Genomic DNA, 13363 nt, shown 5'->3' on the forward strand with positions numbered 1-13363 from the left:
TTCTGAAATATAAATTTGGTGGTTTTTATGGCAAATATTATTACCTGTACAACTCAGGATGGGAAAACCGTTCAATACGTTGACGAAATTATTGGTTCAGGCTCAATGAAGGATGTCTATTTTTCGCCAGACAGATCCTATGTCGTCGCATTTTATAAAACGCCCCAAAATGCGCAAGCGCTTGAACGTATTGATATGATCACAGGGCAATACAGAAAAAATATTTTTGAGCAAATTGGTGGTGAATACTGGAAGGGTTTGTTTTGTTGGCCAACCGATATTGTGAAGCATGAAGGTAAGGTTGGTATTGTTGTTCCAACTTATCAATCCCATTTTTTCTTTAAATATGGCTCTAAGAATAATGACTTCCTAGCGATTAAAGGCCGTGAAAAAGAAGGAAAGTGGTTTGCCAGCGCAAATAATCAAAATAAATTCTTAGATCCGCGTGAACGCGGCAATATGCTGAATTACTTGAAAGTGTGTCTTTTGTTGGCAAGAGCCGTTCGCCGAATGCACGCTGCGGGTCTGTGTCACAGTGATCTAAGCTATAAAAACGTGCTAATCGACCCTGAACAGGGGCATGCGTGCGTGATTGATATTGATGGGTTAGTGGTTCCTGGAAAATATCCCCCCGATGTGGTCGGTACGCCAGATTTTATTGCACCGGAAGTGGTCAAAACGGCTCATTTAGCCAAATCCGACCCAAATCGTATTTTACCGAGTATTACTACAGATAGGCATGCGTTATCAGTTCTGATCTATATGTATTTATTTTATCGACATCCACTGCGTGGCGGTAAAATTCATGATATGGATGATGAGATGAATGATGAAAGCTTATTAATGGGGGAAAAAGCGCTTTTTATTGAACACCCTACCGATAGAAGTAATGCCGTTAAATTAAATCAGGTTAAACCTTCATCTTTGCCTTGGGCTGATCCTGAAAAAATCCCTTATACCGTGATGGGGCCTTATTTAACGCCGTTATTTGAAAAAGCCTTTATTACTGGTCTGCACGAACCCTCTCTCAGGCCTACTGCGGATGAGTGGGAAACGGCACTAGTAAAAACTGTCGATCTCATTCAACCGTGTCAAAACCATGATTGTGAGCAGCAATGGTATGTTTTTTCTGGGAAAATGCACCCTGTTTGCCCTTATTGTGGCACTGCATACTCAGGTAAATTACCGATCTTAAACCTATACTCTTCACGTAAAGCGGGAAATTATCGACCAGATGACCACCGGTTGATGGTATGGAGTGGGCAATCACTTTATGCTTGGCATGTTAATCGACTTATTGCGCCTAATGAGCGAACAACGGATGAGCAAAAGAAACGTGTTGGTTATTTTATTTTCCACAATAACCAATGGTGGCTAGTGAATGAACGTATTGATGGCTTGATGGTATTACCAGAAAAAAGACAGATACCTATTGGCGATAAGATTGCATTGACTGATGGCTTGCAGTTTGTGTTATCGACAGAAGAAGGCGGCCGACTAGTCGTCGTTCAATTAATTTCTAATGATTAGCTGACTTATCTCACACGCTAGCCACAGAGGACCCCCTTCTGTGGCTATTCCTATTTTTCCCACAACTTTTTCTGATAATTTCTAGCCATTATACGCTTTTGTTAATAATTCAAGATTAGAGCTAGCAGAGTCTCAAGAGGCTCGCTAAGCTATATCACAATGATTTTTCACATGACGATGTTGTGGTGGCGAGTGAAGTGGTATTAGGCCTCACATTCACCGCAAAACGGACAAAAAGGATAGCAAATGGCAAATTCAATGGTACGTGTTGCAATTGTTGGTGCAGGAGGGCGCATGGGGCGTCAGCTTATTCAGGCAACACAAAATCAAGAGGGTATCCGGTTAGGGGCAGCAATTGAGCGCGTCGGTTCATCATTAGTTGGAACGGACGCGGGTGAGCTTGCGGGAGTCGGCAAACTGGGTATTGCTGTCGTTGATACATTGGATAAAGTTGTTGATGATTTTGATGTCGTGATTGATTTCACGCGTCCCGAAGGTACGTTGAATTATTTAGCTTTTTGCCGCGCTAACCATAAGGCGATGGTAATTGGTACAACCGGTTTTGACGATCAAGGCAAACATGCCATCGCCGAAGCCGCTAAATCGATCCCTATTGTGTTTGCAGCAAATTTCAGTGTTGGCGTTAACTTAGTGCTGAAATTGCTGGAAAAAGCAGCGAAAGTGATGGGAGATTACACGGATATTGAGATCATCGAGGCTCACCATCGCCATAAAGTCGATGCCCCTTCAGGTACGGCACTGGCTATGGGGGAGTCGATTGCTCATGCACTAGGTAAAGATCTTAAAGAGTGTGCAGTATATGCGCGTGAAGGCCATACCGGAGAGCGCGAAGCTGGCACAATTGGTTTTGCGACTGTACGAGCGGGTGACATTGTTGGTGAGCACACTGCAATGTTTGCCGATATTGGTGAGCGTGTAGAGATAACTCACAAGGCTTCCAGTCGAATGACCTTTGCTAATGGGGCAATTAAAGCATCTGCATGGGTAGTTGCTCAAAATGCAGGATTATATAATATGAAAGATGTTCTAGATTTAGAGAATTTATAGATTTATGTTTTAATATTATTGATGCAAATCATGATGTTATTTACGTATTTGTTGTGATTTGCATCTATTGTTATATGTTTTATAAATTAACTTTGTTTTTTGATGTTTAATTGTTTTTTCTAAGTCTTTTTGCTTAAAAAATAGACTTTATTCGATACTCTTCCTGCTTTACCATAAGATATTCACTTAATTCAGTTTGCAACCGTTTACTTAGGTACTATTGGTGTTAGTTTTGCTAGCCATCGCACTAAAAATCGGGCTGATCACTAAAAAAGTAACAAAAAAATGAAAAAAATGCGTTTTTTCCTAGACAAGACCTCATCTCATCATTAGAATGCGCGCAATTTGCCAAAAATTTGCTTAAAAACGCATTTTGGCATTGATTTAGATCCTCAAATCTGAATTAATATGCACTAATTGTGATTTATTATTCCCTGGAGGGTGTTTTGATTAAGTCAGCTATACTGGTTCTCGAAGACGGAACCGAATTCCACGGGCGCGCCATTGGTGCTGAAGGGGCCGCTGTTGGAGAAGTCGTTTTCAATACGTCAATGACCGGATATCAAGAAATAATTACCGACCCTTCCTATTCCCGCCAAATTGTTACTCTCACCTATCCCCATATTGGTAATGTCGGCACTAATGCTGATGACGAAGAATCCCCAAATGTTCATGCTCAAGGTTTGATTATTCGTGACCTACCACTGGTTTATAGTAACTTTCGCGGTCAGGAAGGCCTATCAGAATACCTGAAACGTCATAATGTCGTTGCTATCGCCGATATTGATACACGTAAATTAACGCGTTTATTAAGAGAAAAAGGGGCTCAGAACGGCTGTATCATTGCCGGTGATGCACCAGATGCGGCGTTGGCGCTGGAAAAAGCTCGCGCATTCTCTGGCCTAAACGGCTTAGATTTGGCGAAAGAAGTGTGCACGAAAGAAGCATACAGTTGGACTCAAGGCTCTTGGACTTTGGCTGATGGTCAACTGAGTGCGAAAAGTGAAGATGAGCTACCGTTACATGTAGTCGCTTATGACTTTGGGGCTAAGCGTAATATTTTACGTATGCTAGTGGATCGTGGGTGCCGTTTGACTGTCGTTCCTGCAACAACACCAGCAGAAACCGTATTGGCGATGGATCCAGATGGTATTTTCCTTTCTAACGGGCCTGGCGACCCTGCCCCTTGTGACTATGCTATCAAAGCAATTCAAGATTTCTTAAAAACAGAAATTCCTGTTTTTGGTATCTGCCTAGGGCACCAGCTACTGGCGTTAGCAAGCGGCGCAAGTACGATGAAAATGAAGTTTGGTCACCATGGTGCAAACCATCCAGTTAAAGATTTAGATCAAAATGTTGTCATGATCACAGCACAAAACCATGGTTTTGCTGTCGATGAGTCAACATTACCCGACACATTACGTGTGACACATAAGTCATTGTTTGATGGCACTCTGCAAGGTATTCACCGTACGGATAAGCCAGCGTTTAGTTTCCAAGGGCACCCTGAAGCAAGTTCTGGCCCTCACGATGCGGCGAAATTGTTCGATCACTTCATCGAACTTATCCATGAATATCGCCAGAACCAACCTCGTCATAACGCAAAATAATCGGGAGCAGAAAAATGCCAAAACGTACAGATATAAAAAGTATTCTGATTCTAGGGGCTGGCCCGATTGTTATCGGCCAAGCGTGTGAATTTGACTATTCAGGTGCGCAAGCGTGTAAAGCACTGCGTGAAGAAGGCTATCGTGTTATTTTAGTCAACTCTAACCCAGCAACCATCATGACTGACCCTGAAATGGCTGATGCAACGTATATTGAGCCAATTCATTGGGAAGTGGTGCGTAAAATCATCGAAAAAGAGCGTCCAGATGCGGTGCTGCCAACCATGGGTGGGCAAACTGCTTTGAACTGTGCACTGGAGCTTGAGCGTAAAGGCGTATTAGCTGAGTTCGGTGTGACAATGATTGGTGCCACCGCCGATGCGATTGATAAAGCCGAAGACCGCCAACGTTTTGATAAAGCCATGAAAAAAATTGGCTTGGATACAGCGCGCTCCGGTATCGCACACAATATGGAAGAAGCCTACGCGGTAGCTGAAGATGTTGGGTTCCCTTGTATTATCCGTCCTTCATTTACGATGGGGGGAACTGGCGGTGGTATTGCTTATAACCGTGAAGAATTTGAAGAAATCTGTACGCGCGGCCTTGACCTCTCACCAACCAATGAGTTACTGATTGATGAGTCACTCATTGGCTGGAAAGAGTACGAAATGGAAGTGGTACGCGACAAAAATGATAACTGCATTATTGTTTGTTCAATTGAAAACTTTGATGCGATGGGGATCCATACGGGTGACTCTATCACCGTTGCGCCAGCCCAGACACTGACCGATAAAGAATATCAAATTATGCGTGATGCCTCGATGGCGGTATTGCGTGAGATTGGTGTTGAAACTGGAGGCTCTAACGTTCAATTTGCCGTCAATCCCAAAAATGGACGTTTGATTGTTATTGAAATGAACCCTCGTGTATCGCGCTCTTCCGCACTTGCTTCGAAAGCGACTGGTTTCCCAATTGCCAAAATTGCCGCTAAGCTTGCTGTTGGCTACACACTTGATGAACTAATGAATGATATTACAGGTGGTCGTACACCTGCATCATTCGAACCTTCCATTGACTATGTCGTCACAAAAATTCCTCGTTTCAATTTCGAAAAATTTGCGGGCACGAATGACCGCCTGACAACGCAAATGAAGTCCGTTGGTGAGGTGATGGCAATTGGTCGCACCTTCCAAGAGTCAATGCAAAAAGCATTACGTGGCCTTGAAGTTGGCGCGACTGGTTTTGATCCAAAAGTTAGCCAAGATGATCCTGAAGCACTAACACGTATTCGTCGCGAGTTAAAAGACGCGGGCGCAGAGCGTATTTGGTATATTGCCGATGCCTTCCGTGCAGGACTATCCGTTGACGGTATTTTCAACCTAACTAACATCGACCGCTGGTTCTTAGTGCAAATCGAAGAGCTGGTGCGCTTAGAAGAACAAGTTACAGAGCTAGGCATTAATGGGTTAACCAAAACGTTTTTAAGCGTTTTGAAACGCAAAGGTTTTGCTGATGCACGTTTAGCAAAACTTGTTGGTGTCTCTGAAGCTGAGCTACGTAAACTGCGTCAAGGTTATGGCTTACACCCTGTTTATAAGCGTGTTGATACCTGTGCGGCTGAGTTTGCAACAGATACCGCTTATATGTACTCCACCTATGAAGATGAGTGTGAGTCTAACCCTAATTTCGACAAGCCTAAAGTTATGGTATTAGGTGGTGGTCCAAACCGTATAGGTCAAGGTATTGAATTTGACTACTGCTGTGTTCATGCTTCGTTGGCACTACGTGAAGATGGGTATGAAACCATCATGGTTAACTGTAACCCTGAGACGGTTTCAACAGACTATGACACCTCAGACCGCCTCTATTTTGAGCCAGTTACCTTAGAAGATGTACTTGAAATTGTACGTATTGAGCAGCCAAAAGGGGTTATTGTTCAATATGGCGGGCAGACGCCATTAAAACTGGCTCGTGCCCTAGAAGCGGCTGGTGTACCCGTCATCGGTACTAGCCCAGATGCCATTGACCGTGCAGAAGACCGTGAACGTTTCCAACAAGCGGTTAATCGCTTGAACTTGAAGCAACCACAAAATGCGACTGTAGTGACGATTGAGCAGGCGGTTGAAAAAGCGTCAGGCATCGGTTATCCGCTGGTGGTACGTCCATCCTATGTTTTAGGAGGACGTGCGATGGAAATCGTTTATGACGAATCTGATCTACGTCGCTATTTCCAAACTGCCGTGAGTGTTTCTAACGATGCACCAGTACTACTCGACCGTTTCCTAGATGATGCAGTTGAAGTAGACGTTGACGCAATCTGTGATGGTGAAATGGTGTTGATTGGCGGCATCATGGAGCATATTGAACAAGCTGGGGTGCACTCAGGTGATTCAGCATGCTCATTACCTGCTTATACACTTAGCCAAGAAATTCAAGATGTGATGCGTGAGCAAGTGCGTAACTTGGCATTTGAGTTACGTGTTCGTGGCTTGATGAACGTCCAGTTTGCCGTAAAAGATAACGAAGTTTATCTTATCGAAGTGAACCCACGTGCAGCGCGTACTGTTCCATTTGTATCTAAAGCGACTGGGCTGCCTCTGGCAAAAATTGCTGCGCGAGTGATGGTTGGTCAATCATTGACAGAACAAGGGATGACGAAAGAGATTATTCCTCCTTATTATTCTGTAAAAGAAGTGGTGCTACCGTTTAATAAATTCCAAGGTGTTGACCCAATTTTGGGGCCAGAGATGCGCTCAACAGGGGAAGTGATGGGCGTTGGCCGTACATTTGCGGAGGCTTTCGCGAAAGCAATGTTAGGCAGTAACTCGACAATGAAAAAATCCGGTCGTGCATTGTTGTCTGTGCGCGAAGGGGATAAAACTCGAGTCGTTGATTTGGCGGCTAAATTGCTTAAGCATGGTTTTGAATTGGATGCGACCCATGGTACGGCTATCGTCTTAGGTGAAGCTGGGATCAACCCTCGTTTGGTCAACAAAGTGCATGAAGGTCGTCCTCATATTCAAGATAGGATCAAAAATGGTGAATACGATTATATCGTGAACACTACGGCTGGTCGTCAAGCGATTGAGGATTCTAAGTTAATACGCCGTAGCGCATTACAATATAAAGTACACTATGATACGACGTTGAATGGCGGCTTTGCGACCACAATGTCATTAAGCGCTGATCCAACGGAAAAAGTGATTTCAGTGCAAGAGATGCATGCTCTAATTAAATAATGCAATAAGATAAGTTTAAAGCCCTGTCCTTAATCTTAAGTGGCAGGGCTTTTTTATTTTAAGAAAATGCTATTGTGTTGCTTCTCTGTGTTTTAATATTTTGTATTCAATATCTTTTATCCACGAAAGTTTGAGATCATGGAATTGCTGGTCGGCAGCATAGAGCGCGGCTCCCCGCAAAGAAAGCTCTCGGAGGTTACTTTGTGGAATGTTGGCAACACTCATTTCTCGGTTGTATTGGCGAAATGACTCTATCTTTTGATCACAGTAACCAAGAGCCGCTTCAGCTATTTGGCTGGCAGGTTGGTCATATTGTCTTGCGATATCAAAAGCATATTGGTCAATACACGCTTTAGCTTCCTCGGCTTTCTCATACCCAGGCGTACTCGGCTCTCCGGTGTTTAGGGGATTTGCTAACCCTAAAGAAGGGAGTAAAAGCAATCCTATACATATTGCTTTCATACTCATTAATTTCACCATTATTATTCAGTGTGGGTTATTCCGCGAAAATTATAATCAGTGTGTTTGTGAAGATAAAGATGATCTAGAAAGAGAAAAAAAGATAAAATTCTTGTCAGAAACGGTTGACTCTCACGTAACGTGAGGCACTAACCTGCACATCAATCACAGGAGGTTCGATATGCTATTTCAAGTGGGTGAGATTGCACAAAAAACAGGGCTAACCATTCGCACACTTCATCATTATGAAGAGATAGGATTACTCGTTCCAACTGCGAGAACCGATGCGGGTTATCGACTCTATAACGTACAGTGTCTTGAGCGTTTAACTCAAATTCAAATGCTCAGACAAGTGGGCGTTAAACTCAAAGACATCGGTAAGATCTTAGATGGCCATAGTGGGAATATGGCGCAATTGTTACAGGAGCGTATTAGCGCGCTTTCTGAACAGATGAAACAGATAGCCAAACTACGCTATCGGTTAGAGCAGCTTCAATTACAAATGCAAGCTGGCGATATTCTCACTCAGGCTGATTGGTTTTCCATATTGGAGATGATGTCTATGTACGACAAGTATTTTACACCGAAAGAATTAGAAAAAATGCCATTATATACGGCGAATACGTTAAAAAGCCAAGAGTGGCAGCAACGCGTAGAAACCGTTAAAAACCTTATGCAAGAAGGTGTTACACCTGACTCTGAACAAGCGCGCAAAGTGTCAGCGGAGTGGATGATCGCTTTAGAGCGTGATACTGGTGGGAACCCTGACTTTTTCGCTAGATTGAATAAAATTCATTTGTCGGATAATGAATTTGCATTGTCTTCAGGTATTACTGAGGAAATGATTGAATATGTGGCGAAAGGGTTTAGCGAGCACCAGCTTGCGATTTTTAAGTCTTATTTAACGGATTCACAGTTTGCATTTGTGCGTGAACACTACTTTGAATCAGGTAAAGTATGGCCTGAATTGATTGCGGGCTTATACAGAGCGCAGCAATCAGGTGTATCGCCTCAATCACCAGAAGTGCAATCCTTGGCTAAAACATGGTTAAACATGTTTAATCAATTTACTGGGGGAGACCCTGAATTACAGGAAAAAATTCGTCAAATTTATCGCGAAAACCCTGTTATTTCACAAGGTACGTGGATGACCCCTGAAATTGGTCAATACTTATTTGCGGCCTTAACAGCGCATTAAAATAAGCCATCATAACTAAGTCTAATGCCGCCTCAATGATGAGGCGGTTTTTATTATTTCGATTTATTATTGATAGACTTGCGATGTTTCCAATACATCATGATGGAGCCGATAAGCCCACCGATGAGCAAAAGTACAGGTAAGATCATTAATACGCTAATGACGATTTGTTCATGTTGCTTCACAAAAGGAATTTGGTTCAGTGCATATCCTAATGTCACGATAATGCCTACCCAAAGTAAGCCACTTAACCAATTGAAGAGTTGAAAACGTCGATGGCTTAGCTCAGACAGCCCAGCTAATACCGGCAATAGTGTGCGGACAAAGGCTAAAAAACGACCGATGAGTAAGGCGTAAAGGCCTTGTTTATGAAACATATGGTTGGCTTTATCATGATATTCATGCGGGATCTGTGAGAGCCAACGCTTAACGATTTTTGTTTCACTCAACCACCTTCCTTGAAGAAAACCGAGCCAACACCCCAAGCTTGCCGCTGTTGTTAGTAGCAAAATGGTCGGAATAAAGTGCAGCACTCCTTTTGCAATTAAGGCTCCCGAAAGGATCAATAAGGTATCACCAGGTAAAAAAGCGGCGGGGAGTACCCCATTTTCTAGCACAATGACTACAAAGAGAACTGTGTAAATAACCCAAAGCACTTCTGGATTGGAGAGTTTAAGGAAATCATGATGCCAAAGCGCCAGCACGATTTCGCGTAGTACTTCCATAATTGTTCCTGTCTATCTACGAAAAAGCGAATTTCTTTTCTTATATTACAGGAAAAAACCATACCAAGTTTGATTTGTTTACTAAATGAGAGGATTAGTTGATAAATAAGATGATTGAATTTTCACGCTTTCATCTTGGGTCGATGATGAAAGCGTGTAACAAAACACCATTATTGGATACGTTCAAATGCCAATGTGAGGTCATCAATTAAATCTTGGGGATGCTCCAGACCAACATGAATACGGAAAAAAGTACCCTCATTGGGGGTAAAATCATACTGACGCATGCTGATAAGATCTTCTTTTTGGTATCCCAAAATCAAAGATTCATAACCTCCCCATGAATACCCCATCTTAAAATGGCTGAAGTGATTTAAGAAATTTTCAAACTGTGTTTGGGATAAGCGTGATTTTAATTGAAAAGAGAATAGCCCGTTGCTGCCACTAAAATCACGAACAAAGAATGAGTGCCCCGGACAAGAAGGAAGCGCGGGATGGAAAACCCGTTCAACTTCAGGGCGCTGCGCTAACCACTGAGCAACAGCTAAGCCATTGGTTTCATGCTGTTTGAGTCTCGTTGCTAACGTATGTAAGCCGCGACCGGCCATATATACCGTATCAGGATCGGCAGTCTGACCGAGTAAATAAGAGTTTTCGCGAAGGGGTTCAATGCAGCGCTCATTAGCAACGGCAACGCCTAACATACCATCCGAGTGACCATTAATATATTTAGTCGCAGACTGGATAGAGATGTCGATGCCTAATAATAAAGGTTTTAATAACACGCCCGCGGCCCAAGTGTTGTCAATCATAATAATAGTTTCGGGGGCTTTTTGACGTATCGCTTGCACAATAGCAGGGAGATCATGAATCTCCATAGTGATAGAACTGGGCGCTTCTAAAAAGACTATTCGAGTATTAGGACGGATAAGCTCAGCGATACCAGCTCCAATCATCGGATCAAAATAGTCCGTTGTAACGTTTAGTTTTGTTAGGATCTTATCGCAAAAGTTTTGTGTGGGATCATAAGCTGAGCCTGTGACAAGAATATGATCTCCCGAAGAGATAAAAGATAACAGTGCATTGGTGATTGCGGCCGCCCCTGAGGGATAAAGTACCGCACCTGCACCACACTCTAATTCCGTCATCGCCTCTTGAAATGCAAAGTGAGTTTGTGTTCCACGACGCCCATAAAAAAGTACAGAATTGGCTCTGTTTTGTGTCGCATGGCGCTTCTCAGCAAGGGTGTTGAATATTACGGATGAGGTGCGCTGGATTATAGGGTTCACGCCTTTTTGAGTAAAAGCAGGGTTTCTACCAAGGTGCACGAGTTGAGTTTCTGGTTTGATCTTAGCCATATTGCGTCCTTTAGCTGCTCCTGAGCGATACGAAACAAAAAGAGAATACTTGAAGTTAAATGATTTTGTTGAAGATGTACAAGTGTAAACGTCCAATCGGATTTTTTTTCATGTCACTCAGTAATAGTCTCACTGTTGTTGAGGGCATATTTGTTAAAGCGCAAGAAATATGAAAAAAATATTGAATAGTAATGATAATTACTATCAATTCGCGCAGCGTTTGATATTATCTGCACCATCTTTTGAAAAAAGAGATGAATTGGGCGAGTCAATTTCGCTTTTATAGGTTAGTCGGTGAACGTGAAATCATCGGCACGAATTTATTAATAGAACACAGAAAAAGAGAGTATAAGGCCAACTGATGCGTAAACTAACAGCTTCTATTCTATTGGCGATAGGCCTGTTGGGGACAGCAAATGCTGAAACCACACCAGCAACAACCCCAGCGACATCCACAGCGTCAGCCCAAACAACACCAGCGGCACCGGCGACTGAAACAAATACCCCATCGGCAGCAGCACCGGCACAAACTCAAGCCGCAGCAGAAAATGGTGCAACAACACCAGTGGTTAGCGAAAGTATTGAGATTGCGACCGAAAACCAAGGTGGCTTTGATAAGGACCTATCGGTCTGGGGTATGTACCAAAATGCAGATAACGTTGTTAAAACAGTCATGATTGGTCTGGTTTTGGCATCAGTGATTACATGGGCCTTGTTCTTCTCTAAAGGCATCGAGTTATTGGCAGCGCGCCGTCGTTTAAAAGCTGAAGTAGCACAGCTTAATAAGGTCAAATCGTTAGATGAGGCAATGAGCATCGCTGAAGGTTTTAAGGCAAACAGTGTAACCCGTTTATTGTTAAAACAAGCGGTTGTGGAAAGAACACTGTCAGCACAAAGCACAGATCTTTCTGGTATTAAAGATCGCACAGGGTTCCGTCTTGAGCGTTCAATCGCTGCAATTAGCCGCCATATGGGGCGTGGAAATGGTTATTTAGCCACCATTGGGGCGATTTCTCCGTTTGTTGGGTTGTTTGGTACGGTTTGGGGGATCATGAATAGCTTCATTGGTATTGCTCACTCACAAACCACTAACTTAGCCGTTGTTGCTCCAGGGATCGCGGAAGCATTATTAGCAACAGCAATTGGTTTGATCGCAGCAATCCCTGCCGTTGTTATTTATAACATTTTTGCCAGAATGATTAATAACTACCGTGGTCAGGTCGGTGATGTTGCAGCACAGGCTGCGTTACTATTAGGTCGCGATCTGGATCTGGCAAATAGCAAAGCAAGGTAACGATTATGGCAATGCGTTTAGGTGACGAACAAGATGATAGTGGTGAAATGCACGAGATCAACGTAACACCGTTTATCGATGTTATGTTAGTTCTGTTGATTATCTTTATGGTTGCCGCTCCTTTGGCAACGGTTGATATCAAAGTGGATTTACCTGCTTCGACAGCGAAACCGCAACCACGTCCAGAAAAACCGGTCTTTCTGACGGTAAAAGCGGATAGCCAATTATTCATAGGAGACCAAGCTGTAACAAAAGAGCAGTTAGCGGCCTCTCTTGATCTGGCAACAAATGCGAATAAAGATACCACAATTTTCTTCCAAGCGGATAAGAGTGTTGATTATGAAACAATGATGGATGTAATGAATGCATTGCGTCAATCAGGGTATCTTAAAATTGGCCTAGTAGGCATGGAAGCGGCGGCGTCTAAGTAGTTCGCTAGTATCTTTTTCTATAGCAAGCGCACTTTATCCCTTTACATATAGTGGGGTGATAAGGTGCGTTTTTTATTGAGGGTTTAAATCTACAGGCACCAAACTGCATCATTGAGGTGCCTAAGTCACAATTTTTTTCTTGATTCGGTATGACGTATTGCGAGTAATGATTAGTTTTTTGAATTAATTTTATGACTTCTTTGTGATTTATCCGTTGAGTTGTATGGTTTTTTTTGTCCACTAACACATCTTTTTTTGCCTAGTTCCTCAATAAGTGATTATTAAAAATAAACTATTTTTCTATTAGGATGTTATTTTATTTTGTGAGTTTTTAAGTAATTACGCGTATTTTTTATTTTTGCGTAGATAAAGGGTTTTTTATTTATCTTTTATAACCTTTTGTTTTACATATAAAATTCTGATTATATTATTGGGAGTATAAATACAGATTATA

10 protein-coding genes are annotated in these 13363 nt (G+C 42.6%); 7 read left to right on the forward strand and 3 right to left on the reverse strand.

What is annotated here, in order from left to right:
• Nucleotides 1-27: 27 nt before the first annotated feature.
• The 4 genes from PSF11_RS07315 to carB all read left to right on the forward strand — a co-directional run bounded on the left by PSF11_RS07315 (nucleotide 28) and on the right by carB (nucleotide 7444).
• Nucleotides 28-1530 carry a helix-hairpin-helix domain-containing protein gene (locus PSF11_RS07315; RefSeq protein ID WP_036941869.1) on the forward strand — a complete coding sequence of 501 codons (1503 nt, stop codon included), beginning with the start codon at nucleotides 28-30 and terminating at the stop codon, nucleotides 1528-1530.
• Nucleotides 1531-1776: 246 nt separating this feature from the next.
• A complete protein-coding gene (gene dapB, locus PSF11_RS07320) occupies nucleotides 1777-2598 on the forward strand; it encodes a 4-hydroxy-tetrahydrodipicolinate reductase (RefSeq protein WP_014656799.1) in 822 nt (273 codons plus the stop codon).
• Nucleotides 2599-3044: 446 nt separating this feature from the next.
• The gene (gene carA, locus PSF11_RS07325; protein ID WP_014656798.1) at nucleotides 3045-4208 is read left to right on the forward strand and encodes a glutamine-hydrolyzing carbamoyl-phosphate synthase small subunit; all 1164 of its coding nucleotides are present in this window, start codon (nucleotides 3045-3047) and stop codon (nucleotides 4206-4208) included.
• 14 nt (nucleotides 4209-4222) lie between these two features.
• Nucleotides 4223-7444 (forward strand): carbamoyl-phosphate synthase large subunit, encoded by a 3222-nt coding sequence (carB, locus tag PSF11_RS07330; protein WP_036941863.1) that lies wholly within the window; start codon nucleotides 4223-4225, stop codon nucleotides 7442-7444.
• A 69-nt stretch (nucleotides 7445-7513) separates the two neighbouring features.
• Here the strand turns inward: carB and PSF11_RS07335 are convergent, their stop codons facing one another.
• Entirely contained in the window at nucleotides 7514-7912 is a 399-nt protein-coding gene (locus PSF11_RS07335) for a hypothetical protein (RefSeq protein WP_014656796.1), read from the reverse strand.
• A gap of 172 nt (nucleotides 7913-8084) precedes the next feature.
• Here PSF11_RS07335 and PSF11_RS07340 point away from each other — a divergent pair, with 172 nt between their 5' ends.
• Nucleotides 8085-9101 carry a MerR family transcriptional regulator gene (locus PSF11_RS07340; RefSeq protein ID WP_072502527.1) on the forward strand — a complete coding sequence of 339 codons (1017 nt, stop codon included), beginning with the start codon at nucleotides 8085-8087 and terminating at the stop codon, nucleotides 9099-9101.
• A gap of 53 nt (nucleotides 9102-9154) precedes the next feature.
• Here the strand turns inward: PSF11_RS07340 and PSF11_RS07345 are convergent, their stop codons facing one another.
• Nucleotides 9155-9826, reverse strand: a complete 672-nt coding sequence (locus PSF11_RS07345; RefSeq protein ID WP_004926866.1) for a DedA family protein — start codon at nucleotides 9824-9826, stop codon at nucleotides 9155-9157.
• 170 nt (nucleotides 9827-9996) lie between these two features.
• Nucleotides 9997-11184, reverse strand: a complete 1188-nt coding sequence (metC, locus tag PSF11_RS07350; protein ID WP_040132821.1) for a cystathionine beta-lyase — start codon at nucleotides 11182-11184, stop codon at nucleotides 9997-9999.
• 361 nt (nucleotides 11185-11545) lie between these two features.
• On the opposite strand from metC, the gene exbB reads away from it, so the two are divergent.
• Together exbB and exbD are read left to right on the forward strand one after the other, a co-directional pair.
• The gene (gene exbB / locus PSF11_RS07355; RefSeq protein ID WP_004926872.1) at nucleotides 11546-12478 is read left to right on the forward strand and encodes a tonB-system energizer ExbB; all 933 of its coding nucleotides are present in this window, start codon (nucleotides 11546-11548) and stop codon (nucleotides 12476-12478) included.
• 5 nt (nucleotides 12479-12483) lie between these two features.
• The gene (exbD, locus tag PSF11_RS07360; protein WP_004926875.1) at nucleotides 12484-12909 is read left to right on the forward strand and encodes a TonB system transport protein ExbD; all 426 of its coding nucleotides are present in this window, start codon (nucleotides 12484-12486) and stop codon (nucleotides 12907-12909) included.
• Nucleotides 12910-13363: the final 454 nt, after the last annotated feature.

It is taken from the genome of Providencia sp. PROV119 (assembly GCF_028482435.1).
GTDB classification, from domain to species: Bacteria; Pseudomonadota; Gammaproteobacteria; order Enterobacterales; family Enterobacteriaceae; genus Providencia; species Providencia stuartii.

Excerpts from the sequence above, each read along its gene's own strand:
- PSF11_RS07335 (WP_014656796.1), bottom strand. The coding sequence starts at position 7,912 with ATGAGTATGAAAGCAATATGTATAGGATTGCTTTTACTCCCTTCTTTA.
- PSF11_RS07345 (WP_004926866.1), bottom strand. The coding sequence starts at position 9,826 with ATGGAAGTACTACGCGAAATCGTGCTGGCGCTTTGGCATCATGATTTC.
- dapB (WP_014656799.1), top strand. The coding sequence starts at position 1,777 with ATGGCAAATTCAATGGTACGTGTTGCAATTGTTGGTGCAGGAGGGCGC.
- PSF11_RS07315 (WP_036941869.1), top strand. The coding sequence starts at position 28 with ATGGCAAATATTATTACCTGTACAACTCAGGATGGGAAAACCGTTCAA.
- PSF11_RS07340 (WP_072502527.1), top strand. The coding sequence starts at position 8,085 with ATGCTATTTCAAGTGGGTGAGATTGCACAAAAAACAGGGCTAACCATT.
- exbB (WP_004926872.1), top strand. The coding sequence starts at position 11,546 with ATGCGTAAACTAACAGCTTCTATTCTATTGGCGATAGGCCTGTTGGGG.
- exbD (WP_004926875.1), top strand. The coding sequence starts at position 12,484 with ATGGCAATGCGTTTAGGTGACGAACAAGATGATAGTGGTGAAATGCAC.
- carB (WP_036941863.1), top strand. The coding sequence starts at position 4,223 with ATGCCAAAACGTACAGATATAAAAAGTATTCTGATTCTAGGGGCTGGC.
- metC (WP_040132821.1), bottom strand. The coding sequence starts at position 11,184 with ATGGCTAAGATCAAACCAGAAACTCAACTCGTGCACCTTGGTAGAAAC.